Source organism: Micromonospora sp. A202 (genome assembly GCF_006715105.1).
Taxonomy (GTDB): domain Bacteria; phylum Actinomycetota; class Actinomycetes; order Mycobacteriales; family Micromonosporaceae; genus Micromonospora; species Micromonospora zamorensis.
This window is the reverse complement of record NZ_VFMP01000001.1, coordinates 865,711-888,553: the sequence shown is the minus strand read 5'-3', so window position 1 is coordinate 888,553 and position 22,843 is coordinate 865,711. Positions and strand designations below refer to the sequence as shown.

The window sequence follows — 22,843 nt, the reverse complement described above, 5'->3', positions numbered from 1 at the left end:
TCCGGTTCTCGGTTGTCCCGCTCGGCACACGCTGGTTATCGGCGGGCCGTCATCCGCAAGGAGGATAGTCCCCGGCAGGTCGCAGCGCCGCGTGGGGTGGCGTGACACGATCTACTACGGGCCTACAGCGGGCCGAGCAAGAGCCGGTAGTGCTCCCCGAAGATGCGGCCGCCGCGTCCGCGCAGCAGGGGGTCGCGCAGCGCCGGCGGCACGTCCCTGGTGCGGTTGCGGTCCCGGGTCCGGTCGCGCACCCAGCGCGTACGCGGCCGGCGACGACTCTCGTACGCGACCAGGGCCGCGTCCACGCTGCCGGCGGCACGCAGCGACTCGGCCAGCACCACGGCGTCCTCCAGCGCCATCGCCGCACCCTGCGACAGGGTCGGCGCGGTGGCGTGCGCGGCGTCACCGATCAGCAGGACGCGACCCCGGTACCAGCGGCCCAGCTCCACCTCGTCGGTGATCCCGACGTGCACCTCGTCGAGCGCCGCCAACACCTCGGGCACCGGGCCCCGGTAGTCGGCGAAGAGTTCGCGCAACCGGGCCAGTGGCTCGGCCGGCTCCTCGGTGCCGGCCTCGTCGGCGTACAGGTGCAGTCGCCCGGCACCGATCGGCACCATCAGGAACCCGGAGCGCTGACCGAGCAGGGCGGTCCACTCGGCGACCGGCGGGCCGTCGCGGAGCACGGCCCGGTAGACCACCTGCCCGACGGGGCGCGGCGGCCCACCGAGCGCGGCGAGGGCCCGCACCGAGGAGCGCGGCCCGTCGGCGCCGATGACCAGGTCGTACTCGGTGGTGGTGCCGTCGGTGAAAGTGACGCCGACGGCGCCCGGAAGCAGGTCCAGGGTGCGCACCTCGGCGCCGTGGCGAACAGCGCCGCCGGCGCCGCTGAGCAGCACCCGGTGCAGGTCCGCCCGGGGCAGCGCCCGGCATTCGCCGACCCCGGCCCAGAGGGTGTCGAGGTCGACGTCGCAGAGCTTCGCACCAGCGGCATCGAAGAAGTGCTGCCGGTGGATCACCTGCCCGAGTGGACGGACCGGGTCGTGCAGATCGAGACGGTGCAGCGCGCGGGCGGCGTTGCCGGGCAGGTAGAGGCCGGTCTCGGTGGACTCCCCGGGCGGCAGCCTGTCGGTGACGTCCGGCCGGAAGCCCGCCAGGCGCAGCGCCCGGGCCACGGCCAGGCCGGCGATGCCCGCGCCGACGACGAGGATGCGCAGGGGGGAGCCACCCATGGTGGTGTACGCCTCCGGAGGGGGAGCGGCACGCGTTGGAGGCAACACGCTACTCGGAGCTATTCGCCCACACCAGGCCCCAATCGGCCGGCTCGGCGGCGCTCGTCGGCGGCGCGCGTCGCTTAGCTGGCCGTCAGGCGACAGCCGTCCGGGGGGGTGGTGGCAATCCTCACAATTCACCAGTTTGACGCGCGCGGTTGCGGATGAGTTTCAGACATGTGAATGTGTCATTGAGCGTGGGAGCGCTCCCGCACAGCCCCACCACTTCCGGCGCCCGGCACGCGCCGAGTCAAGGAGCGTCATGAAACGTCAACTTCGAGCCCTGGCCGCCGCCGGTCTGCTGCTCGGCAGCTCGCTCGTCGCCGTGGCCTTCGGCGGCAACGCCTCCGCCGACACCCAGATCTGCGAACAGTACGGCTCGACCGTCATCCAGAGCCGGTACGTGGTGCAGAACAACCGCTGGGGCACCACCGCCCAGCAGTGCATCAACGTCACCGGCAGCGGCTTCGAGATCACCACCCTCAACGGCAGCAGCCCCACCAACGGCGCACCGACTGCGTACCCCTCGGTGTTCTTCGGTTGTCACTACACCAACTGCTCCCCCGGCACGAACCTGCCGATCCAGGTGAGTCAGATCAGCAGTGCCACCAGCAGCATCTCCTACCGGTACGTCAGTGGCGCCACCTACAACGCGTCGTACGACATCTGGCTGGACCCGTCGCCCAAGCGGGACGGGGTGAACCAGATGGAGATCATGATCTGGCTCAACCGGCAGGGCCCGATCCAGCCCATCGGCTCCGTGGTCGGCACGACGAATCTGGCCGGTCGGACCTGGGAGGTCTGGCGGGGCAGCAACGGCTCCAACAACGTCATCTCGTACGTCGCGCCGTCGGCGATCTCCAGCCTGAACTTCAGCGTGCTGGACTTCATCAACGACGTCCGTAACCGGGGCGCGATCACCAACTCCTGGTACCTGACCAGCATCCAGGCCGGCTTCGAGCCCTGGCAGGGCGGCGTCGGCCTCGCGGTGACGTCGTTCTCGGCCTCGGTCAACGGCGGCGGTAACCCCACCACCCCGCCGCCGACCACCCCGCCGCCGGGCAATGCGGCCTGCGCGGTGAAGTACACGGCGAACTCGTGGAACAACGGGTTCACGGCCGACGTGCAGATCACCAATACCGGGTCCAGCGCGATCAACGGTTGGACGCTGACCTACAGCCTGCCCAGCGGGCAGCAGGTGACCAATGCCTGGAACGCCACGGTGAGCCAGAGCGGCTCCACGGTGACCGCCCGCAACACCGGCCACAACGGGTCCGTCGCACCGGGCGGCACGGCCAGCTTCGGCTATCAGGGGACGCTGAGCGGGTCGTACTCGTCCCCGACCAGCTTCTCGCTCAACGGCGCGACCTGCTCAAGGAACTGAGGGGCATCAGCAGGCTGCGGGGGCGTGACCTGAACGGTCACGCCCCCGCGGCGTCTGTCAGTGCCGGACCTGCTCAGGCAGCCGGCGGGATGGTCCGCGTCCGGGACAGTTGGCCGAAGCTGGTAGCTGGATCCTCGTAGGTGCTGCCGAAGCCGCTGCCGGAGACGGTCGTCCAGGCGGACGTGCTGATGTGCACGCTGCCGTCCTCACCCGTCCACCGCTCGCGCCGAAGCGGCTCATCGAGAGCCACCCAGGTGACCTTGAGGGTGGTGCTGCCCGTGCTCTCCTGCCGCTCGCCGCAGATCTCGTCCCCGTCGACGAAGTCGCAGTGCTGCTGAGACTCCTGATAGGGCACCGTCGCGGTGAGGTTCGCACCCGTCAACGAGAACGAGAAGCGGGTGACCGGCACGTCGTACGCGCGGCGGGAGACGCTGTCGCAGCCGCGCACGCCGTCGGTGACGGCACAGACGCTCTTCTGCCACTCGACGTCGACGACGGTGTCGCCGACTGCCGGCCGGGTCACGTCGACGTACATGCTGCCGTCACCGTCGAAGTGGGCGTGCGCGTACCGGTTGACGGTGTCGGCCTGCGCCGGGCCGGCGGCCAGCGCGACGGTGGCGGCGGTGGTGACGCCAACGGCCAGGATGGTGCGAATGCGGATCACGGTGCTCCTTGTTGAGGTGGAGCGATGATCATAGATCAGCCCACCGACAGTCGGGGACCGCCGCGACCCACCGGTCGACCGCGGGAAAAGTCGCTTCACATTGACTTTTAAGAATCTTGTGAACACCCCGTTACTTCTCCATAATCGCAGGATCCGAATACGGGGGTGTTCAGTGTTGATGACCTTGGGCATAAGTGGGTTCGCCGAATCCGTGTACCGTGCCATGCTCGCCGACCCCACGGGTGGTGTGCAGGAACTGGCGGTCCGCCTCGGCGCTACCGAAAAACAAATTCGCCACGCGTTGGACCAGCTCGCCGACCTGGCGCTGCTCACCGACGACGATGCCGGTGGCGGGGTCCGCGTGGTCCGTCCAACTGTCGGGCTTGGCGCCCTGCTCGCCCGGGCCGAAGCCGAGATGCTGGAGCGTCAGCGCCAGCTCGCAGCGGCCCGGGACGCGATCGCCGCGATCGCCCTGGAGCAGGGGCGGCAGTCGCAGCGCGAGAAGTCCGTGCGGCTGGAGGGGATCGACGCGGTACGGGCCCGGCTTGAGGACCTGAGCCGGGGTGCCCGCGTGGAGTGCGTCTCCCTCAACCCGCGCAACGCACAGACCTCGGACGCCAAGGCGGCCAGCAGCCGGCTGAACGAGCAGATGATGGCCCGCGACGTCCAGCTCCGCTGCATCTACCAGGAGAGCTGCCGCAACGAGCCGGCGCTGGTGAGCTACGCGCGCTGGCTCACCGCTCTCGGCGGTCACCTGCGGACCGTCTCCACCGTCCCGATGCTCGCCATCGTGTACGACCGCGAGGTGGCGCTGCTTCCCCTCGACCCGGCCAACAGCAGGCTCGGCGCGCTGGAGGTGCGCAGCCCCGGCGTGGTGGCCGCCGTGCTCGCCCTCTTCGCCGAGCTCTGGTCGTCGGCGGTGCCGTTCGGGGATGCCGCCCCGGTCGACGCCAACGGTCTCGATCCGCAGAACCGGCAGATGTTGGAGCTGCTGGCCGGTGGGCAGACCGACGAGATGGCCTCGCGCAAGCTCGGGGTGTCCCTGCGGACGGCGCGCCGGATGGCGGCGGACCTGATGGAGCGGTTGCAGGCACGGAGCCGATTCCAGGCCGGTGTGGAGGCCGCTCGCCGCGGCTGGATCTGACCGGCGCCTACGGCGCGGCTGGCGGGGCTCGGAGGAGTTCCGGGCCCCGCCAGCGTACGGGTGAGATCAGATGCCGTAGACGAACTGGATGTCGACCGCACCGCCGCTGTTGGTGTTGCGGAGGTAGACGGTGTTGTTCGCGGGTCGGCGGACGCCCACGGTGGAGTCGCCGTCGTTGTCCCAGTCGCCCACCACCGGCACGTCGGCCGACGGACCGTGCCCGAAGATGAAGAAGGCGTCGGTGCTGGTGGTGCCGTTGGTCAGGTACCAGGTCGAGTTGCCCGGCCGGAAGACACCCACGGTGTCCCTGCCGTCGTTGTTCCAGTCACCGGCAACCGGGCGGTCGCCGGCCGCACCGTTCCCGAACTTGAAGAACGCGTCGGTGCTGGTGGTGCCGTTCGTCAGGTAGAACGTCGAGTTGCCCGGCCGGAAGACACCCACGGTGTCCCTGCCGTCGTTGTTCCAGTCACCGGCAACCGGGCGGTCGCCGGCCGCACCGTTCCCGAACTTGAAGAACGCGTCGGTGCTGGTGGTGCCGTTCGTCAGGTAGAACGTCGAGTTGCTCGGCCGGAAGACACCGACGGTGTCCTTGCCGTCGTTGTCCCAGTCACCGGCGATCGGGATGTCGCCCGAGGGGCCGTGACCGAATTTGAAGATGGACGTGGCGTCACCGCCGTTGATGTTGCGAAGGTAGAACGTCGAGTTGCTCGGCCGGAACACACCGACGGTCTCGTCGCCGTCGCCATCCCAGTCACCCGAGATCGGCAAGTCCTCCGAGCCTCCGCCGACCGGGTTGGCAGACCACCACGAGGTGCGCTTGTTCGCACCCGACCAGCTGAAGCTGAAGTGGATGTGGTCGGTGTGCGGGATATCGCCGGTGTAGGGCTGCCAGCCGGCGGACGGATCGTAGGCCCGCCACTGCTGCTTGTTCCAGATGATGTACATGATGCCGAGGCGGCGGGCCATGGCGTGCTTGTTGCCGTACTGGTCGGTGGCGAGCAGCCAGTTGATCACGTCGTCGGCCTGGGCCCGCTCCGCGCTGTCGGTCACGTCGAAGCCGTAGTCGAGCGCCCGGCCCTCCTTGTGTTCGCTCGTGTCGCCCGCGTCGCAGTCCCGGGAGATGTTCCAGTCGCGGTCGCCGTAGGTCGACTTCAGCAGGTCCTTGAAGCCCACCACCCCGGGCTTGTCGGTCGGGTCGCAGATCTCCTGGCCCTGGTAGGAGGCGTAGCCGTCGATGGCGGAACCGAAGACGGGCGTGGGCGGGGCGGCCATCGCCGTGCTGGGGGCGGTGGCCACCGCGCCGATGGTGGCGAGGGTGACACCGAGCAACCCGGTGACGGCACGACGCAGGCCGATTTCTTTCCCGAACATTCCACTCCTTGAATGGGATTTGGTGGGCACGGTTCAGCACGGCGACGTTTGTCGAAACGTCGCCGAGTCAGTTCAATGTGCTTACTGCCGAATCTCCCAGCCCCGCAGTGCGCAGGCGGTCAATGTCCGTTCCAGGAGACCAGCGGCCGTCCGATGAACGCATCGCCCACCGGTGGTGCGGAGAAAGAGAACAACCGTCGCGTGGTCGTCGACGACCCGCACCCGCAGGTGCTCTAGTTGGTCGTCAGGATCGGCATGAGTCCAGATCAGATCACTGACCTGTTCCGGTGCGATCGCGACACCGGCGGGCTCGGTCGGCCACAGCTCGACCTTGAACAGGCGCACTCATCCCCACTCACTTCCCCCGTCGATCGCAGGAGCCACGGAGATGGCGGCGGTCGGCCCGAGCGCCGACGAACGGGCGGCCACCAGCCGCACTCCCGGGTTCGTCGCCGTGGCCGCTGTTGACGCGTACCGCATCTCCACCCCTTGGCCTTGTCTTCGCCGTGCTCGTGCAGCCCGGTAGGACAAGGATGGCCGCGGCCGGCGCGGAAGTCACCGGTCGAGCACTGGCAGCAAGGTGCACGTCCGCTAGGTGCCAACCCCGCCGGGCCAGAGGGAAGCCCTCGACGCGAAAAGGGAGGTGCGCTGCCGGGTGGACAGCACACCTCCCTTCTGCCGGCGACCGGCGCCCGTTCGGGTCAGAGCCGGGTGAGGCGTACGGCGTCGGCGACGATGAGGCCCGTCGCGCTGCTCCACCGGCTCACGCCCACCCGGTTGGCGTCGCCGGCCGGCAGCGTGAACGTGCCGAGGGACCGCCACTGCCCACCGGTGGCCCGCTGGTCGACGATGATCGTCCGGTTGCCGGTCGTGGTGGAGACGACGTACGGGGTGGCACCGTTGTAGCCGGAGGTCGCCGGCCACCACGCATCGACGCGGTAGTTGGCCGTCGCCGGGACGTTGAACCTGTACCAGGCGACGTCGCTGGCCGCGACGGGTTCCGCGTAGCGGTAGTCGGCGCCGTACCGCTGCCCGGAGTACGTCGACACACCCCAGTTGGCGCTGGCGGTGAACCGACCGGCGGTGGTGTTGTCCACGATGGAGGACCACGCCGGGGGGTTCCCGCCGCCCGACATCTTCGCCGCCACGTCGGCGCGCATGACGTTCAGGTCGATGAAGGACGGGTCGATCTTGCCGCTGGTGCTGGTCTCCCGGTGCCCCCGGGCGTAACTGCTGTCCCGGCCCAGCCGGGTGAGCACGGCGGCGGTGGCGGCGATCGACGCGTTGTACTGCGCGGCGGTCATCTCCTGGTTGACGCCGTTGTAGTCGATCTCCCACCCGATCATCAGGGTGTTGCCGTCCCCGGCCGGGATCGGCCCGCTGCCGCCGCTGGTCCCGGCGTGGTTGCAGCGGCCGGCGGAGATGACGTGGAAGACACCGTTGTAGTCGACGAGCGCCTGGCAGAGCGGGCCGGCCAGATCCGACCGGCCGTTGATGCAGATGCCGAGTGCCGGGTGCGGGTTGCTGGCGCTGGAGGTCGCGGCGGTGTGGTGCCAGAGCACCCCGATCGGGTCGAAGGATCCGGGCCGCATCCGGTTGAGCCAGTCGCCCTCGACGACGACCTGGACCCCGGCACCGCGCAGCACGTCCACGAGCCAGGGAATGGTGGCCATCAGGCGTCCTGGAGCAGGTCGGCGAGGCACTCGGCCTTCGGCGCGGCGCTCGCCGGGGCGGGCCGGACAACGACGGTGGTCAGCGCCGCGGCCACCAGGGCGGGGATGCCGAGCACCCCGCGGCGGCGCAGACGAATGGATGGTGACCGGGCCATGAAGACTCCTCCAGCGACGACGGGTTCGAACGCATCGACGTACGTGATGACGCGCACGCTATACCGTCATGAGCGTCGATGTCGATACCCTTCAAGGACGCGTCACGCGCTGAAGGAAAGCGCCGGTTCAGACCTCGCCGAGCGCGTCGATGTCGCGCATCTCCTCCGCCGTCAGCGAAAAGTGGAAGACGTCGAAGTTCGCGGTGATCCGCTCCGGGGTCACCGACTTCGGGATCACCACGATCTCGTGGTCGATGTGCCAGCGCAGCACCACCTGCGCCGGGGAGACACCGTGCGCGCCGGCGATCCTGGTCAGCACCGGGTCGCTCAAGTCGCTGGTCTTGAACGGGCTGTAGCCCTCCAGCACCACGCCCCGGTCCCGGTGCTCGGCGTGCCGCTGCCGGTCGTACAGCGACGGGCTCCACCGGATCTGGTTGACCGCCGGGTTCTCCTCGGTGGACTGGATCAGCTCGTCGATCTCCGCGGTGCTGTAGTTGCTCACCCCGACCGCCCGGACGAGGTTCTCGTCCCGGGCGGCGAGCAGCTCCCGCCACATCGGGATGCTGTCCGCAGCCGACGACGGCGGCCAGTGGATCAACCAGAGGTCCACTTGGTCGACGCCGAGCGCCTCCAGGCTGGCCTCCAACGTCGCGCGCTCCCGGCCCACCCGGTCCGGCGGGAGCTTGGTGGTGATGAAGATGTCCTCCCGGCGCAGCCCGCTCTCGCGCACCGCCCGGCCGACCTCGCGCTCGTTGCCGTACATGGTGGCGGTGTCGAGGTGCCGGTACCCGGTGTCGAGCGCGGCCAGCACGGCGTCGTAGCCCGCCTGGCCGGTGGCCTGCCAGGTGCCGAAGCCGAGCAGGGGCATCCGCACGTCACCGGGGAGCAGGGCGGTGGGCTGGTCGGTGTGGTCCATGAGGTCCGTTCTACCCCGCCGCGCCCCCGGCCGCCGAGCGAACCGGACACTCCGGCATCCAGCGCGGTGGTCCGGTTTGCCGGAGAATGCGGGTGTGACCGACCGGCTGGAGGAGTACCGGCGACGACGGGACGCGGCCCGTACGCCGGAGCCGGTGCCGGTGCCGAGCCCCACGGCGGCCGGTACCGACACCGACGCCGGCCGCTTCGTCATCCAGCAGCACCACGCCCGCAGCCTGCACTGGGACCTGCGCCTGGAGCACGAGGGGGTGCTGGCCTCCTGGGCGGTGCCGCGTGGCCTCCCCCGCGACCCGGGCCGCAACCACCTCGCCGTGCACACCGAGGACCACCCAATGGAATACCTCGACTTCTCCGGCGAGATCCCCGCTGGCGAGTACGGCGGGGGCCGGATGCTGATCCACGACCGGGGCACCTACCGGTGCGAGAAGTGGCGCGACGACGAGGTGATCGTGACGCTCGCCGGTGACCGGACCGCCGGTCGCTACGTCCTGTTCGCCACCGGCGGCCGGGACTGGATGGTCCGACGCACCGACGCGGCGCCTCCGGGTTGGACACCGATGCCCGACCTGGTCCGCCCGATGCACGCCACGCCGGCCGCCAGGCTCCCCCGCGACCGCGCCGCCTGGGGGTACGAGCTGCGCTGGGACGGGGTCCGGGCGATGGCGTACGTCTCCGGCGGGCGGCTGCGGTTGCTCTCCGAGACCGACGAGGACATCACCGGCGGCTATCCGTGGCTGCGGGCGATGGCCGAGGCGCTCGCGCCCACCGAGGCTGTGCTCGACGGTGTGCTGGTGCGCATCGACGGTGCCGGCCGGGTGCGTCCGGTCCGCCAGAGCACGGGCAGCCGGGTTCCCGCAGGCGCGCAGTACCTGATCGTCGACCTGCTCTGGCTGGAGGGCGTCAGCAGCGTCGACGTGCCGTACGCGCAACGCCGGGAGCTGCTCGATGGGCTGGCCCTGGCCGGTGCGCACTGGCAGACTCCGCCGTGGTTCCCCGGCGCGGGCGACGAGGCCCTGCGCGCCGGGCAGGAGCAGGAGCTGCCGGGCGTGGTCGCCAAGCGGCTGGACTCGGTCTACGAGCCGGGGCGGCGCAGTCGACGCTGGCTGAGCGTCGACGCGGTGTGACGGCGAGGAGCGACGTGTACCTGACCCACCTGGACTGCCCGCGCTGCGGCAAGGAGCACGCCGCCGAGGTGTTGCAGAACCTCTGCGAGTGCGGTTCCCCGCTGCTCGCCCGCTACGACCTGCCGGCGGTGGCGAAGGCGGTCACCCCGGAACGTTTTCCGCTGCGCCCGGCCGACCTGTGGCGCTACCGGGAGCTGCTGCCGGTCGCCGACCCGCGGCACGTCACGACGCTCGGCGAGGGCTGGACGCCGCTGCTGCGCACCCCGGCGTACGGCGCCGAGATCGGCATCACGGACCTGATGGTCAAGGACGAGGGGTTGATCCCGACCGGCTCGTTCAAGGCGCGCGGGGCGGCGGTCGGTGTGAGTCGGGCTCGTGAGCTGGGCGTCGAGCGGATCGCGATGCCCACCAACGGCAACGCCGGGTCGGCCTGGGCCACGTACGCCGCGCGGGCCGGAATGGGCGCGACCATCGTCATGCCGCTGGACGCGCCGAGCATCTGCCGGCGCGAGTGCGTCGCCGCCGGCGCCGACCTGCGCCTGGTGGACGGGCTGATCAGCGACGCCGGTCGGCGGGTCGCCGAGCTGATCGCCGCGTCCAACGGGTCGATCTTCGACGCCGGCACGCTGCGCGAGCCCTACCGGCTCGAGGGCAAGAAGACGATGGGGTACGAGATCGTCGAGCAGCTCGGCTGGCAGGCGCCGGACGTGATCATCTACCCGACGGGCGGCGGTGTCGGCCTGATCGGCATCCACAAGGCGCTACACGAGCTGCGCGAGCTGGGCTGGATCGGCGACAAGCTGCCCCGGCTGGTGGCGGTGCAGTCGACCGGCTGCGCGCCGATCGTGCGGGCGTTCGCCGCCGGCGAGGATCGGGCGCAGCCGTGGGTGGACGCACACACTGTGGCGTTCGGCATCACCGTGCCGACGCCGTTGGGTGACGAGCTGATCCTGGCGGCGCTGCGGGAGTCTTCCGGCACGGCCGTCGCCGTCGACGACGCGGAGATCCTGGCCGACCTTCGGGACTTCGCCGCCCGGGAGGGGCTGCTGCTCTGCCCGGAGGGGGCGGCCTGTCTGACCGCGGCCCGGCACCTGCGCGCCGGTGGGTGGATCCGGGCCGGCGAACGGGTGGTGGTGCTCAACACCGGCGCCGGGTTGAAGTATCCGGACACCGTCGACGTGTCCGGCGTACCCCTGATGGGTTGAATGCGCGAGCACCCCGCGGACGTGGTGGTCCGCGGGGTGCCGACGTGTCGATCTACTGGTAGGTGATGTCCGAGGGTGAGTAGAGGCAGTTGACGCCGTCGGCGCCCTCGCCGATCTCGGTCGGCTCGCTGCCCTTCGGCACACCCTTGTACTTGACGCAGATGGAGGTCTCCCGGTCCGGGTCGCCGATGATGGTGATCCGGCTGAACCGAGCGGTGTCACCCCAGTTGGTGTTGATGCCGGCGATCGCGTCGGTGTCCCGGACGATCACGTTGTCGATCACCACATGCCGCTGGTACGACGTCGAGCAGTTGCCGCAGGCCCGGTAGAGCTTCCCGGCGTTCTCCACCCGGAAGTTCTTGATGTAGACGGTGCCCGAGCCGTTGTGCTGGAAGACCTTGTCGCTGGCCGAGCGCGCGCCGCCGCCGTCGACCGTGTACGTGGTGCCGCCCCGGAAGGTGGCCGCGTCCTCGCCGACGTCCTCCCACCAGACGTTGATCAGGGTGCAGTTGCCCTCGCAGTGCACGCCGTCGCCGGCCGGCGCACCGATGATCACGTTGCGGAGGGTGGCGCCGGCGGCCAGCTCGAACATCGGGTCCTGGCTCTCGCTCTGCCCGCCGTCGCCGATGCCGTAGTAGCGCTTGAGCCCGCCGTCGAACGTGCCGGAGACGGCGATCGTGGCGTCGACCTTCTGGCTGCCGGTCGGCGTCGGCCAGCCAGCCGGCGGCGGAGTGGTGGTCGGCGGCGGCGTGGTCGGTGGCGGCGTGGTGGTCGGTGGCGGCGTGGTCGGGGTGCCGCCACCGGACGAGTCGACAGTCACGTCGTCGAAGCCGCCGCTGGCGTACGCGGTGACCAGGCCGATGCGGCCCGCGCCGGCCAGGCTGTTGCTGCCGGAGGCGATCTGCGTGCCGTTGACGAAGCCCCGGATGGTGCTGCCGCTGGTCTCGATGCGCAGGGTGTACCAGGTGCCGGTGCCGACGCCCAGCGCCGCCGAGCCGATCGCGGTGACACTGCTGCCGTTGACTGCCTGGAGCTCGGCCCGACCGGAGCCGAGCAGGGCCAGCCGGTACATCTTGGTGCTGCTGGTGGACCGGGCGGCCAGCCCGACCAGGGCGCTGGAGGAGCCGAAGCTCGCCGGCCTGACCCGGGCCTGCACGGAGTAGTCGGTCCAACTGGTCTGGCCAGCGAACTGCCGGGCCAGCTCACTGCCGGCGTTGGACTGGTTGAGCACGCCCGAGCCGTCGACCGTCCAGGTGCCGCCCGACTTGGACCAGCCGGAGGTGTTGCCGTCGTTGAAGTCGTCGCTGAAGACGGTGGCCGCGAAGGCCGAGGTCATGCCGGCGGTGAGGGCTGCCGCGGTCACGCCGGCGCCCACCGCCAGGAGTAGTGGTCGGCGGCCGGAGAGTCGTCTCTTCTGCACAGTTGTCCTCCTTGACGCATGTGGTGGCGATCCCTCGGCGCCCACTCGGGACGTGTCGGCACGGCCTTCGGCCATTGCCGGGGATCGGTGCGCGCCCCCGTCGGATGCCCGGACCGAAGCGGGGTGAAGCGGGATCAAAGGCCCTGGGAAAGGGCTTTCCCGCTCCTTCGAGGCTAGGACTGCGCACACATCGACGTCAATGCCTGGCGTTTGCAGGTCTGTTGCAGGATTTCGGGATGATCAGTAACTGTCCGGCTTGGTCAACCGCCACGCCGCATTGATCAGCCCGATGTGCGAGAGCGCCTGCGGGATGTTGCCGAGCTGCGCACCGGTGGCCAGATCGATCTGCTCGCTGAACAGGCCCACGTCGTTGGCGTACCCGACCACCCGCTCGAACAGCGCCTCGGCCCGCTTCGGCTCACCCGCCATCACCAGACACTCCACCAGCCAAAACGAGCACAACAGGAACCCGGCCGGGTCCGTCGTCCACCGCCGCAGCAGGCCCTCCTCGGTGCCCAACTCCCGCTCGACCATCGCGATGGTCGAGCGCATCCGCGGGTCGGTGGCCGGCAGGAAGTGCGTCACCGGCAGGGCGAGCACCGAGGCGTCCAGCTCCGCCGACCCGAACGCGCCGGTGAACGCCCCGATCCGGTCGTTCCACCCCTCGCGCAGCACGGTGTCGTGGATCTCGTCGCGCACACGGGCCCAGCGACCAGCGTCGGCCCGATCTCCGAGCCGGTCGGCGAGCCCCACCGCCCGGTCCATCGTCAGCCAGCAGGACACCTTCGACGAGAGGTAGTGCCGCTCCTCGTCCCGGGTCTCCCAGATGCCCCGGTCCGGCAGGTGCCACGTCGCCGCCACCTGCTCGGTCAGCCCGAGCACCATCTCCCGCAACTCCTCCTCGAACGTCGCGCCGAGATAGTCGCGCAGCCGCCACACCGCCGACACGACCTCACCCGGCACGTCCAGCTGCCGCTGCCGCCAGGCGTCGTTGCCGATGCGGACCGGAGTGCTGCCGCGGTATCCGCCCAGCTGGTGACAGTGGTGCTCGGAAAGGTCGCGCTCGCCCTCCACGCCGAAGAGCACCGGCACCGGTTCGTCGCCGATCCGGCCGATCGAGCGGGTCGCCCAGGCGAACAGCCGGGACGCCTCGTGGGGGCAGGCCGCCACCCAGAGGGCGCGCATCGTCAACGAGAAGTCCCGCAGCCAGGAGTAGCGGTAGTCGTAGTTGCGGTCGCCGCCGATCTGCTCCGGCAACGACGTGGTCAGCGCGGCGGCGACCGCACCACTGCGGGCATACGTGAGGCCGGTCAGCACTGTCGCGCTGTGCCGCACCAGCTCGGGATACCGACCGGAGTACCCGTGCGTCTCCCGGTACGCCTCCCACGCCCGCGTGGTCTCGGCGAGCATCGCCACCGGGTCCATCCGGACCGGCGGATCGCCGTAGGCCTCGCCGAAGGCCACGTCCATCCCGACCACCTGACCGGCGGACACCTCGAACTCGTGGGTCACCCGGTCGCGGCCCGCCCGCAGGTGCAGCCCGTTGGCGCGCAACACCAGCACCACCGGGCCCGCGCGGGCCAGCACCCCACCGTCGGCCTGCCCATGCAGGTACGGCGTGAGCAGGCCGTACTCCGGGCGGGGCGCGAAGTCCAGGCCCATCCGGACGCGGCCGGACAGCCCCTGCACCACCCGGATCAGCACGGCGGGTGAGTTTCTGCCCAGCTCGTGGGCGCGGGCGCCGATCTCGGCGGCCAGGGCATCGGTGACCGCCACGCTGCCGTGCGGCGTGTGGTGCACCGTCCGCAGCACCAACGTGTCCGGCCGGTACGCGCGTTCCACCCGGAACCCCGGGCCGCCGACGCCGACCGGCGCCAGCTTGAAGTGCCCGGCGCGCGGGTCGAGCAGCCGCCCGAACACGGAAGCTCCGTCGAAGCGGTGCGGGCACCACCAGTCGATCGAGCCGTCCTTGCCGACCAGGGCACCCGAACGGGAGTCCGAGAGGAACCCGTAGTCGGAGATCGCCGGCTGCTGCTCCACCCGCTGCGGTTACCCGTGGCGGCCCGGATCAGGCCGCGCCCGGGGCCGTCACTCGGTCGGTGGCTCGTCCTCGCCCGCAGCCTCGGCCGCGTCGGCCTCCTCCTTGGTCTTGTGCACGGCCTGGTCGGCGTGCTCCGGCGGACCGTAGACCGTGTACAGCACCAGCGGGTTGGGGCCGGTGTTGACGAAGTTGTGCTTGGTGCCCGCCGGCACGACGACCAGGTCACCCGCGGCGACCTTTCGCTTGGCGCCGGCGACCCGGGCCTCACCGACGCCACTGACGAAGGTCAGGATCTGGTCGATGTCCTCGTGCACCTCCTCGCCGATCTCCCCACCGGCGGGGATGGTCATGATGACCAACTGGGTGTGCTCACCGGTCCACAGCACCCGACGGAAATCCGGGCTCTTCTCGGCGACGGTGGCGATCGTGAAATGTTCCATGCCCACGCTCATACCCCGTTCTGCGGCGCGCCACGCCGGGACTCGCGAATGGTGGAATTCCCCACGGTCGGCGGGTTTGGATCCGGGCGGACCGGGGATCGACAACGCGGACCGGCACGAACAGCCGGTCGAGCCAGGTCCCCGCCGGCGTACCGCCGAACGGCTGCGGTGGTGGGAGACGGCCAGAGCGCGGCGACGCTCGACCACGGTCGAGCGGCGCCGCGCGCTCTTCTGGGCCGCGCCGCCTCCACCATCCACGACGGCCGGGCACGGACTAGCGGTGCAGCCAGGTGAGCAGATCGGGTGGGGCCAGCGCCGAGACCCGCTCCTGGTAGCGGGCCCGCGCGGACGCGTCCAGCAGGTCGCGCCCCTGGCCCGAGCCACCCTGACGGAAGAAGGCACGGCGGTCGCGCAGCACGCCGAGCGTGTCCGGGGCGAGCCGGTCGGCGCGCTCCCGCATCCGCCCGAAGGTGGCCGCCTCGACCAGCTCCGGCCAACGCTCGGCGGCGACCGGGATGCCCCACCGGTCGGCGAGCCGCCGCATCTCACCACCCAGATCGGCCAGCAGATCGTCGTAGTGCACCAACTCGACGTTCGGCTCGTGTCGACGGGCCCAGGCGTCACGCAGGTGCAGCATCACCCCGGGCAACGAGTCCAGATCGGTACGCGGATCCACCTCCCGGTCGACCCAGCTCGGCAACCACTGCTCCACCGGGAGGCGCTTTTTCGGCGGCCCGGTCGGGGCGGGCTGGCCGGTCAGCTCGGCGAGGCGTACCCGGTCGAGGTTGCCGGCCTGGTGGTAGAGGGAGACCGCCATGTCCAGCGGATGCCGGGCCACCACCACGTAGTGCACCCGGGGGTCGAGTGGCACCCCGTCCAGGGGGGTGTGCGTCTTGATGAACCGCCGGTGCGGCTGCGCGGCCAACCGGTCGTACACCGCGTCCTGCGGCTCGGCCAACCAGTCCAGCCACGGCGACAGCACGTTCAGCGGCGCCGGCAGCTCCGGGGTGCCCAGCACCAGCAGAGCGCAGATCATCTGCATCCAGGTCGTGCCGCTCTTGGAGCGGGTGCTGATCACGATGTCGCCGTCGCGGAAGGGAAATCCGACCCACCGGGCGCTGTCCTCGTCGTCGGAGCGGTAACGATGGGCTGGCGTGGGCATCGGGAAATCGTAGTCGCGCAGCCGACAGCGGAGCAGCCGAATTACGACTCCACGGCCTGTGAGACATGCGCATGCCTGGCTAGATTGAAGTATGGTGCCCGCCCACGGGAGCCGGGCGGCGGAACCGGTCTACCGCCCCATTCTCGCCTGCCGACGAGGCGAGCTGGACGCTCTGAGCCACCTCGACTCCACAGCCGCCGCACTGGTCGCCCCGATCCTGGAGATCGGCACGATCGACAGGTCCACCATGGACACTCTCCGCCGACTACCTCCCGGACTCCTGCCGGCCGTCGACGTCAGCGCGCTGCCCGACACCCCCGCGACAGAACTGGGCCGTTGGGACGTACCGCTGGTGCCGGTGATCGGGCTCGCGGAGAGCGACCACCGGCTGGCCGCGCACGGCGCGGCGGCGCGGACGCACGGCCGGCGGGCGCTGGTCCGCCTGCGGGCCGGTCAGGACCGGGCCGGGCCGGACGGGAGCACGACCGCCGTGGAACGGGTCTGGCGGTGCACCGCCCTCGCCCCCGAGGAGTGCGACCTGCTGGTGGACGCGGGGGACGTGTGCTGCCCGGCGGATGTGCGGTCAGCCGAGCCTCGGGTGCGTCGCCTGCTGGACTGGGCGCGCCGGCACGCCTGGCGGTCCGTGACGGTGGCGGCGGGCGGGATGCCACCGACGTTGTCCCGGCTGCCCACCGACGAGCCGATCCGGCTCGACCGCTGGGACTGGCAGCTCTGGCAACGACTGGCCGACGTCGGTGTCGACTACGGCGACTACGGCGTGCACCCGGCCGTGCCCGGCACCGGCGAACCCGGTGACCGGCTGCCGACGGTGCGATACACCGACGACGGCAGCTGGTGGGTCTACCGCTGGGCGCGGCGAGGTGGCCGCAGCGAGGAACGGTTCGCCGACCTGTGCCGCACGCTGGTGTCCGCGCCGCACTGGCCGAGCACCGGCGCGGCCTTCTCCTGGGGCGACCACGAGCTGCTGCGCCGGGCCCGTCGGGGCGCCGGCGCCGGCTCGGCCGCCAACTGGGCGGCGTGGAGCACCTCCCACCACCTGGCGTACGTGCTCGCGACGCTGTCGCGCCGGGTTGCCGGCCTTGAAGATGCCGGAGCCGACGAAGACGCCCTCCGCCCGGACGACGACATCGCGCCGAGCTGGCGCCCCCGGCCGGGTCCGCCGCAGCGGGGGCGAACGCCTCGGTGAAGCCCCTGTTACTGCCTCTCGGTGAAGCCGAACTGGATGATGCCCTCGTCGTCGACGGTGGCGTCCACCGACGCGTCGCCGAGCAGTTCGGCTGCATCCTCGTCCAGGAAGATCCGGGCGCCCTGGTTGTCGACCACACGGTCGCCCTGCGCCGGCTCGGGCACCAACTCCACGGTGAGCGAACCCGCCTCGGTGTCGGCGGCGATGCGCACCCCGCCGTCCTGGGCGACGTCCTGCTGGTTGGCGAGGTCACGGATGACGAGCACAGCGTTATCGGTCATGGTGAGCATGAGCGGAACTCCTCGTGGATTCTCGGCTCGCGGTCGGATGACGGGCAGACCGGACAGTCGGCCCGCGTACGAGCACACGTGGGAGGCGACAGGAGGGGCGAGCGGTCATCGCCGTCGCATCGGATCGGGGCAGCTGACGGCCCCGTCATCTCCACCGTGCCCGCTGGTCGGCGATCCGTCAAATAGAGCCAGGTCAGTCGAGAGCGGGGGCCGGGGCCAGCAGGGCGCGAATCTCGTTGACCGCCGCGCGGCCGGCCCGGTTGGCGCCGATCGTGCTGGCCGAGGGGCCGTACCCGACCAGGTGAACGCGCTCGTCGGCGACCACCCGGGTGCCGTCCATCGTGATACCGCCGCCCGGCGCGCGCAGGCCCAGCGGGGCGAGATGGTCGATGGCGGCGCGGAAGCCGGTGCACCACAGGATCACGTCCGCCGACACGTGTCGCCCGTCCGCCCAGGCCACCCCGTCGGGTGTGATCCGGTCGAACACGGGTAGCCGGTCGAGGACGCCCCGCTCACGCAACCGGCGTACCTCCGGGGTGACCGGCAGCCCGGTCACGCCCACCACACTGCCCGGTGGGCGGCCGGCCCGGACCGCCTCGTCCACCCGGGCGACAGCGGCACGGCCCAGCTCCGCGCCGAACTCCTCGTCCCGGAACTCCGGCGGCCGGCGGGTGACCCAGGTGGTGGCCGCCGCGACGGTGGACACCTCGCCGAGCAGTTGCACGGCGGAGGTCCCGCCACCGACGACCACGACCCGCAGGCCGGCGAACTCGGCCGGGCCCCGGTAGTCGGCGGTGTGCAACTGCCGGCCGCGAAACGAGGACCGACCCGGGTAGTGCGGCCAAAACGGCCGGGTCCACGTGCCGGTCGCGTTGATCAGCGCCCGGGCGATCCACCGGTCCTGGTCGGTCTCCACGTCCAGCCGGCCGTCCGGCCGGGAGCGCACCGCACGTACCCGCACCGGCCGTCGCACCGGCAGCTCGAATGCCCTCTCGTACGCGGCGAAGTAGGCGCTCACCTGCTCGGCCGCCGGGCGCTTGGGCTCGGCGGGCGGGAGCGGCAGCCCGGGCAGGTCGTGGAAACCGTGCACCCGGTCGAAGACCAGTGTGGGCCAGCGGTGCTGCCAGGCCCCGCCCGGCCCGTCGTCGCCGTCGAGGATGACGAAGCCGATTCCGGGCGGGAAGCCGGTCCGGCGCAGGTGGTAGCCGGCGCTCAGGCCGGCCTGACCGGCGCCGATCACCACGACGTCCGCGGAGTGGGTGTCCACGCGGTGTACAACGCCGCGTCCGGCACCGCTGTGCCCGCTTTCGACCGTCGCGCCGATCACAGACCGCCATTCCGGCGACTGTCACCTGACCTGCGCTTACGCTGAGCGAATGAGCGACTTCCGTCGGTACGCGGCAGAGTTTCTCGGCACCCTGCTGCTGGTCTTCTTCGGAGTGGGCAGCGCGGTGGCCGCTCGGGTTCAGGGCGGCGTGGTGGTGGTCGCGTTGGCCTTCGGCTTCGTGATGCTCGCCCTCGTCTACACGATCGGCCCGCTCTCCGGCAGTCACGTCAACCCGGCGGTGACGCTCGGTGTGCTGCTGTCCGGCAAGATCTCGGTGGTCGGTGCGATCGCCTACTGGATCGCGCAGTTCGTCGGCGCGACGGTGGCCGCCTTCCTGCTCTGGGGGCTGACCCGCTGGGGCGACGTCGCGGACCAGACCGGTGCACTGGGCTCGAACGGATACGGCGCGCACATCAACCGGGGCGGCGCGGCGGTGCTGGAGATCGTGCTGACCTTCCTCTTCGTCCTGGTCGTCCTGGTGGTGACCAGCCGGAGCGAAAATCCGGGGACCGCCGGGGCGGCCATCGGGCTGGCCCTCGCCGCCACCCAACTCGTGGGCGTGACGCTCACCGGCGCCGCGGTCAACCCGGCCCGAGCGTTCGGCCCGGCGGTCTTCGAGGGCGGTGTGGCCCTGCGGCAGCTCTGGGTGTTCATCGTCTTCCCGCTGCTCGGCGGTGCGCTCGCCGCCCTGGTCGCTCCACTGGTGATGGGGGCGCAGCGGCACTACTGGGGTGGGCACGAGAAGTCGGTCGGCCGGCCGACGTAGCTCACGTGGCAGTAACTTTCGCGCGCTGCTCTTCTCCGGCGAATACCTTCGTGGCAGCATCAGCGCATGCATCGCCGTCACTTTCCCCGAGCCCTCGCGCTGCTCACGCTGGTCGCCACCGTGGCCACCGTCGGCGCGCCGGGCGCCACGGCCGAGTCGCCCACCCCCGCGACGACCCGACTACACGCCACCATCGACACGATCCTGGCCGACACCCGACTCGCTGGCGCTCAGGCGTCGGTGGTCGTGGTCGACACCGGCACGGGACAGACGCTCTACGACCGCAACGGTGACCGCCGGCTCGTCCCGGCCTCCAACACCAAGCTGATGACCTCGACGGCGGCCCTGGAGCTCCTCGGCCCGGGGCACCGCTTCACCACCGACGTGCGTACCAGCGGCAAGCGCCGCGCCGGCCTGCTCTCCGGCAACCTCTACCTGCGCGGTGGCGGTGACCCGACCATGCTCGCCGCCGATTACGACGCGCTCGCCGCGCAGGTCGCCGCCGACGGCGTACGGGTGGTCGCCGGCAACCTGGTCGCCGACGACACCCGCTACGACCGCACCCGGCTCGGACCCGACTGGACCTGGGACGACGAGCCCTACTACTACGCCGCCCAGGTCTCCGCGCTGACCGTGGCCCCGGACACCGACTACGACGCCGGAACCGTGATCGTGCAGGCCGCCCCGGCCGGTCGGGCTGGTGCCCCGCCGGTGGTCAGCACCACCCCGGCCACCGGCTACATCCGCGTCGACAACCGGGCCGAGACGGTCGCAGAGGGCGAGACCTCGATCTCGATCGAACGCGAACACGGCGGCAACACCATCGTGGTCACCGGCCAGATCGCCGTCGGTGACGAGCCTGCCAGCGACTGGGTGACCGTCTGGGAGCCCGCCGGCTACGCGGCCGACGTGTTCCGGTCGGCGTTGCACCGGCACGGTGTGCGGGTGCTCGGCCGGACCGTGCTCGGCCAGCCCACACCGGAGACGGCCCACCCGGTGGCCCGGCACGACTCGATGAGCCTGGGCGAGCTGATGACGCCGTTCCTCAAGCTCTCCAACAACGGGCACGCCGAGGTGCTGACCAAGGAGATCGGCCGGGTGCTGTCCGGCGAGGGCACCTGGGCGGCCGGGTTGACCGCGATCAGCGAGTACGTCGCCGACACCGGAATGGACACCGGTCGGCTGCGTCAGCGCGACGGCTCGGGGCTGTCCCGGCGCAACCTGGTGCCAGCTACGGAGTTCGTCGACCTGCTGGCCGCCGTGCGCGCCGAACCGTGGTTCGAGACCTGGTACGCGGCCCTGCCGATCGCCGGGCAACCCGAGCGGTTCGTCGGCGGGACCCTACGCAGCCGGATGGCCGGCACCGCGGCGGCGGGCAACGTGCACGCCAAGACCGGAAGCCTGACCGGTGTCTCCGGACTCTCCGGCTATGTCACCAGCGCCGACGGCCGCCTGTTGGCGTTCTCGATCCTGCTGAACAACTACCTGACGGCGTCGGTCAAGTCGCTGGAGGATCAGATCGCCGTGGCCCTGGCAGGGTTCCGCGAGGATGCTGCGACGGCGGCACGGATGGCACCGCCAGCGGTGCCGGAGACGCCTCGGACCCCGGAGGGCGTCGAGTGCTCCTGGGTCAAGCCGATCACCTGTTGAGCTGCGGCCGGGAGGCACCGGTGTGCCTCCCGGCCGGGCGCGCGCTCAGGCCGGTCGGTCCGGTGGGGGGACCACCGCCGTCGGGTCGCCACGCTCGATGAGCGCGTCGATCTCGGCGGCCCGCAGCCCGCGCAGCGCCAGCACCCGGGTGCCCCAGCGGTGCAGGCGGCACGGGTGCGGGCTGGCATCGTTGCGGCAGACCACTCCCCCGGACCACCGCCGGGGGGCGTGCACCACCACCGCCCGCACCGCGAACTGGGTGTCCTCGCCTGTCACGTACGGCGGCAGGGGGATGTCGCGGAGCACCTCCCCGGACGCTTCACCGGCACCGGACGAAGCGGCGCCACGGACGCGGTGGGCGGTGCTACTGCTCATCTCCGCTGCCTCCACACTGGATGGTCGGGTGGGAACAGCAGAAAGTTACGACCATATCGACGGTCCGCGACGGACAAACTGTCCCGCTGTGCGTTCGCGCAGCGGTCGGCTGGTCAGCGCACCGCCACGGCCTGGAGGCCGACGTTGCCGCAGTGTGAGGTGAAGACCTTCTCGACGGTCCAGGTCAGGAGCAGTTTGGCACCCTTCGGCACCGTGAACCGGACGGTGAACTGAGCGCTCTTACCGGTGTACGGGTCCTCCAGCACGGCGGTCCTGACAGGTCCGCCGGTGGACAGTCGCGCGTCCAGACGCCCCCGGGCCATCCACGTGCCGGCATAGAACTGGACCGTGCGCGACTCACCGCTGCCGGCGACGGCGAGGCGGAAACCGTTGCCGGCGCCGCAGGTGTAGACGCCGTTGGAGCTGTCGCTCGCCGACCGCTGGGACGATCCGTCGGACCAGCGGACGTGCTCCTGGTTGCCGTCCCAGCCGACCCGCCTGCCGGCACCGCCCTCGTCGGCGATCTCCCCGGAGCCGGCGCGCTTGCGGACCGTCGAGGTGCCGCCGCGCTCCCCCCAGTGCATCCAGTCCCGGGCGCCCACGGCGGTGAGGTCGACCTCGGCGGGCATCTCTGCCTGGGTGACCGACAGCGCCGACGCCTCAGGTGATGGCGGCGGTGGAGCCGGTGCGCTGGCCGACGGTGTCGGCTCGGGCGAGGGTGGACGCTGCCGCGGACGCAGGCCCGGCATCGCCGGCCCCCCCTCACCGGTGCGCCCGTCGGTGGCCGAGAGACCGGGGGAACGGGCGGCACCCGCTGTCACATCGCCGGAGCGACCACCCTGGCCGTCGCCGGGCTCCGGGTCCGACCGGCTGCCGAGGTAGGCGACCAGCACCACCAGACACGCGAGTACGGCCGCACCCTCCACCGCCCAACGTCGCCGCCGCCGGACACGGGCGACACGGCGCAGCACGGCGAGGGTCTGCCCGAAGGTGCCGGCGCCCGAGCGGTGCTTCGGCGGCGCGTCCCCGGCACCCGGATCCGCCCGCATGCGGTCTTCGTCCGACACCGACCCCTCCAACTCCACCACCCGGCCGCCGTCGACCGCCGCGCGTCATACCGTCCACTGTGGGCCGTTTCGCGTTCGTACCGGCGTGGACGACACGCTAGATCCGGACTGCCTGACGTGTCCAGCCCGCAACCGGACGCTGCCGGACAACCCGCCCGCGGGAACCGGCACTTC

General features: G+C 71.2%; 22 protein-coding genes. 7 read left to right on the top strand and 15 right to left on the bottom strand.

Annotated elements, in window-relative coordinates; all coding sequences use genetic code 11:
- Nucleotides 1–122: 122 nt before the first annotated feature.
- Nucleotides 123–1,229 carry an FAD-dependent monooxygenase gene (locus tag FBZ33_RS04235; RefSeq protein WP_088946426.1) on the bottom strand — a complete coding sequence of 369 codons (1,107 nt, stop codon included), beginning with the start codon at nt 1,227–1,229 and terminating at the stop codon, nt 123–125.
- Between the two features lie 301 nt (nt 1,230–1,530).
- Here FBZ33_RS04235 and FBZ33_RS04230 point away from each other — a divergent pair, with 301 nt between their 5' ends.
- On the top strand, nt 1,531–2,652 hold the full coding sequence (locus FBZ33_RS04230) for a cellulose binding domain-containing protein (RefSeq protein ID WP_141908068.1): 1,122 nt from the start codon (nt 1,531–1,533) through the stop codon (nt 2,650–2,652).
- Between the two features lie 73 nt (nt 2,653–2,725).
- On the opposite strand, the gene FBZ33_RS04225 is transcribed toward FBZ33_RS04230, so the two are convergent.
- Nucleotides 2,726–3,316, bottom strand: a complete 591-nt coding sequence (locus tag FBZ33_RS04225) for a hypothetical protein (RefSeq protein ID WP_141908067.1) — start codon at nt 3,314–3,316, stop codon at nt 2,726–2,728.
- Between the two features lie 178 nt (nt 3,317–3,494).
- Between FBZ33_RS04225 and FBZ33_RS33220 the strand changes: the two genes are divergently transcribed.
- Nucleotides 3,495–4,460: a helix-turn-helix transcriptional regulator gene (locus tag FBZ33_RS33220; protein WP_141908066.1), complete on the top strand. Its 966-nt coding sequence runs from the start codon at nt 3,495–3,497 to the stop codon at nt 4,458–4,460.
- A 66-nt stretch (nt 4,461–4,526) separates the two neighbouring features.
- On the opposite strand, the gene FBZ33_RS33215 is transcribed toward FBZ33_RS33220, so the two are convergent.
- The 5 genes from FBZ33_RS33215 to FBZ33_RS04200 all read right to left on the bottom strand — a co-directional run bounded on the left by FBZ33_RS33215 (nt 4,527) and on the right by FBZ33_RS04200 (nt 8,575).
- Nucleotides 4,527–5,831, bottom strand: coding sequence for a VCBS repeat-containing protein (locus tag FBZ33_RS33215; RefSeq protein WP_255508710.1), 1,305 nt, complete (start codon nt 5,829–5,831; stop codon nt 4,527–4,529).
- A gap of 81 nt (nt 5,832–5,912) precedes the next feature.
- Nucleotides 5,913–6,176: a hypothetical protein gene (locus tag FBZ33_RS04210; protein ID WP_141908065.1), complete on the bottom strand. Its 264-nt coding sequence runs from the start codon at nt 6,174–6,176 to the stop codon at nt 5,913–5,915.
- Between the two features lie 356 nt (nt 6,177–6,532).
- Nucleotides 6,533–7,504 (bottom strand): N-acetylmuramoyl-L-alanine amidase, encoded by a 972-nt coding sequence (locus FBZ33_RS04205; protein WP_141908064.1) that lies wholly within the window; start codon nt 7,502–7,504, stop codon nt 6,533–6,535.
- The gene (locus FBZ33_RS32600) at nt 7,504–7,659 is read right to left on the bottom strand and encodes a hypothetical protein (RefSeq protein ID WP_185755206.1); all 156 of its coding nucleotides are present in this window, start codon (nt 7,657–7,659) and stop codon (nt 7,504–7,506) included. The genes FBZ33_RS04205 and FBZ33_RS32600 overlap by 1 nt, the downstream gene beginning before the upstream one ends.
- Nucleotides 7,660–7,786: 127 nt before the next feature.
- Nucleotides 7,787–8,575: an aldo/keto reductase gene (locus FBZ33_RS04200; protein ID WP_141908063.1), complete on the bottom strand. Its 789-nt coding sequence runs from the start codon at nt 8,573–8,575 to the stop codon at nt 7,787–7,789.
- Between the two features lie 94 nt (nt 8,576–8,669).
- Between FBZ33_RS04200 and FBZ33_RS04195 the strand changes: the two genes are divergently transcribed.
- The gene (locus FBZ33_RS04195; RefSeq protein WP_141908062.1) at nt 8,670–9,719 is read left to right on the top strand and encodes a DNA polymerase ligase N-terminal domain-containing protein; all 1,050 of its coding nucleotides are present in this window, start codon (nt 8,670–8,672) and stop codon (nt 9,717–9,719) included.
- 14 nt (nt 9,720–9,733) lie between these two features.
- On the top strand, nt 9,734–10,924 hold the full coding sequence (locus tag FBZ33_RS04190) for a threonine synthase (protein WP_141908061.1): 1,191 nt from the start codon (nt 9,734–9,736) through the stop codon (nt 10,922–10,924).
- Nucleotides 10,925–10,976: 52 nt separating this feature from the next.
- Here the strand turns inward: FBZ33_RS04190 and FBZ33_RS04185 are convergent, their stop codons facing one another.
- From FBZ33_RS04185 to FBZ33_RS04170, 4 genes are all read right to left on the bottom strand, one after another.
- On the bottom strand, nt 10,977–12,344 hold the full coding sequence (locus tag FBZ33_RS04185; protein ID WP_141908060.1) for a pectate lyase: 1,368 nt from the start codon (nt 12,342–12,344) through the stop codon (nt 10,977–10,979).
- Nucleotides 12,345–12,584: 240 nt separating this feature from the next.
- Nucleotides 12,585–14,384 (bottom strand): glycoside hydrolase family 15 protein, encoded by a 1,800-nt coding sequence (locus tag FBZ33_RS04180; protein ID WP_141908059.1) that lies wholly within the window; start codon nt 14,382–14,384, stop codon nt 12,585–12,587.
- A gap of 48 nt (nt 14,385–14,432) precedes the next feature.
- The gene (locus tag FBZ33_RS04175) at nt 14,433–14,825 is read right to left on the bottom strand and encodes a cupin domain-containing protein (RefSeq protein WP_141908058.1); all 393 of its coding nucleotides are present in this window, start codon (nt 14,823–14,825) and stop codon (nt 14,433–14,435) included.
- 274 nt (nt 14,826–15,099) lie between these two features.
- On the bottom strand, nt 15,100–15,987 hold the full coding sequence (locus tag FBZ33_RS04170; RefSeq protein WP_141908057.1) for a sulfotransferase domain-containing protein: 888 nt from the start codon (nt 15,985–15,987) through the stop codon (nt 15,100–15,102).
- Nucleotides 15,988–16,078: 91 nt separating this feature from the next.
- On the opposite strand from FBZ33_RS04170, the gene FBZ33_RS04165 reads away from it, so the two are divergent.
- Nucleotides 16,079–17,194 carry a beta family protein gene (locus FBZ33_RS04165; protein ID WP_185755204.1) on the top strand — a complete coding sequence of 372 codons (1,116 nt, stop codon included), beginning with the start codon at nt 16,079–16,081 and terminating at the stop codon, nt 17,192–17,194.
- Nucleotides 17,195–17,202: 8 nt separating this feature from the next.
- Here the strand turns inward: FBZ33_RS04165 and FBZ33_RS04160 are convergent, their stop codons facing one another.
- Both FBZ33_RS04160 and FBZ33_RS33615 read right to left on the bottom strand, forming a co-directional pair.
- Nucleotides 17,203–17,484, bottom strand: coding sequence for an adhesin (locus tag FBZ33_RS04160; RefSeq protein ID WP_088946415.1), 282 nt, complete (start codon nt 17,482–17,484; stop codon nt 17,203–17,205).
- A gap of 193 nt (nt 17,485–17,677) precedes the next feature.
- Nucleotides 17,678–18,751, bottom strand: coding sequence for an NAD(P)-binding domain-containing protein (locus FBZ33_RS33615; protein WP_141908056.1), 1,074 nt, complete (start codon nt 18,749–18,751; stop codon nt 17,678–17,680).
- Nucleotides 18,752–18,860: 109 nt separating this feature from the next.
- On the opposite strand from FBZ33_RS33615, the gene FBZ33_RS04150 reads away from it, so the two are divergent.
- Together FBZ33_RS04150 and dacB are read left to right on the top strand one after the other, a co-directional pair.
- Entirely contained in the window at nt 18,861–19,577 is a 717-nt protein-coding gene (locus FBZ33_RS04150; protein WP_099850885.1) for an MIP/aquaporin family protein, read from the top strand.
- 66 nt (nt 19,578–19,643) lie between these two features.
- Entirely contained in the window at nt 19,644–21,227 is a 1,584-nt protein-coding gene (gene dacB, locus FBZ33_RS04145) for a D-alanyl-D-alanine carboxypeptidase/D-alanyl-D-alanine-endopeptidase (protein ID WP_141908055.1), read from the top strand.
- A gap of 45 nt (nt 21,228–21,272) precedes the next feature.
- Here dacB and FBZ33_RS04140 read toward each other — a convergent pair whose 3' ends face one another.
- Nucleotides 21,273–21,602, bottom strand: coding sequence for a hypothetical protein (locus tag FBZ33_RS04140; RefSeq protein WP_172861950.1), 330 nt, complete (start codon nt 21,600–21,602; stop codon nt 21,273–21,275).
- 113 nt (nt 21,603–21,715) lie between these two features.
- Nucleotides 21,716–22,669, bottom strand: coding sequence for a hypothetical protein (locus FBZ33_RS04135; protein ID WP_185755203.1), 954 nt, complete (start codon nt 22,667–22,669; stop codon nt 21,716–21,718).
- Nucleotides 22,670–22,843 lie beyond the last annotated feature (174 nt).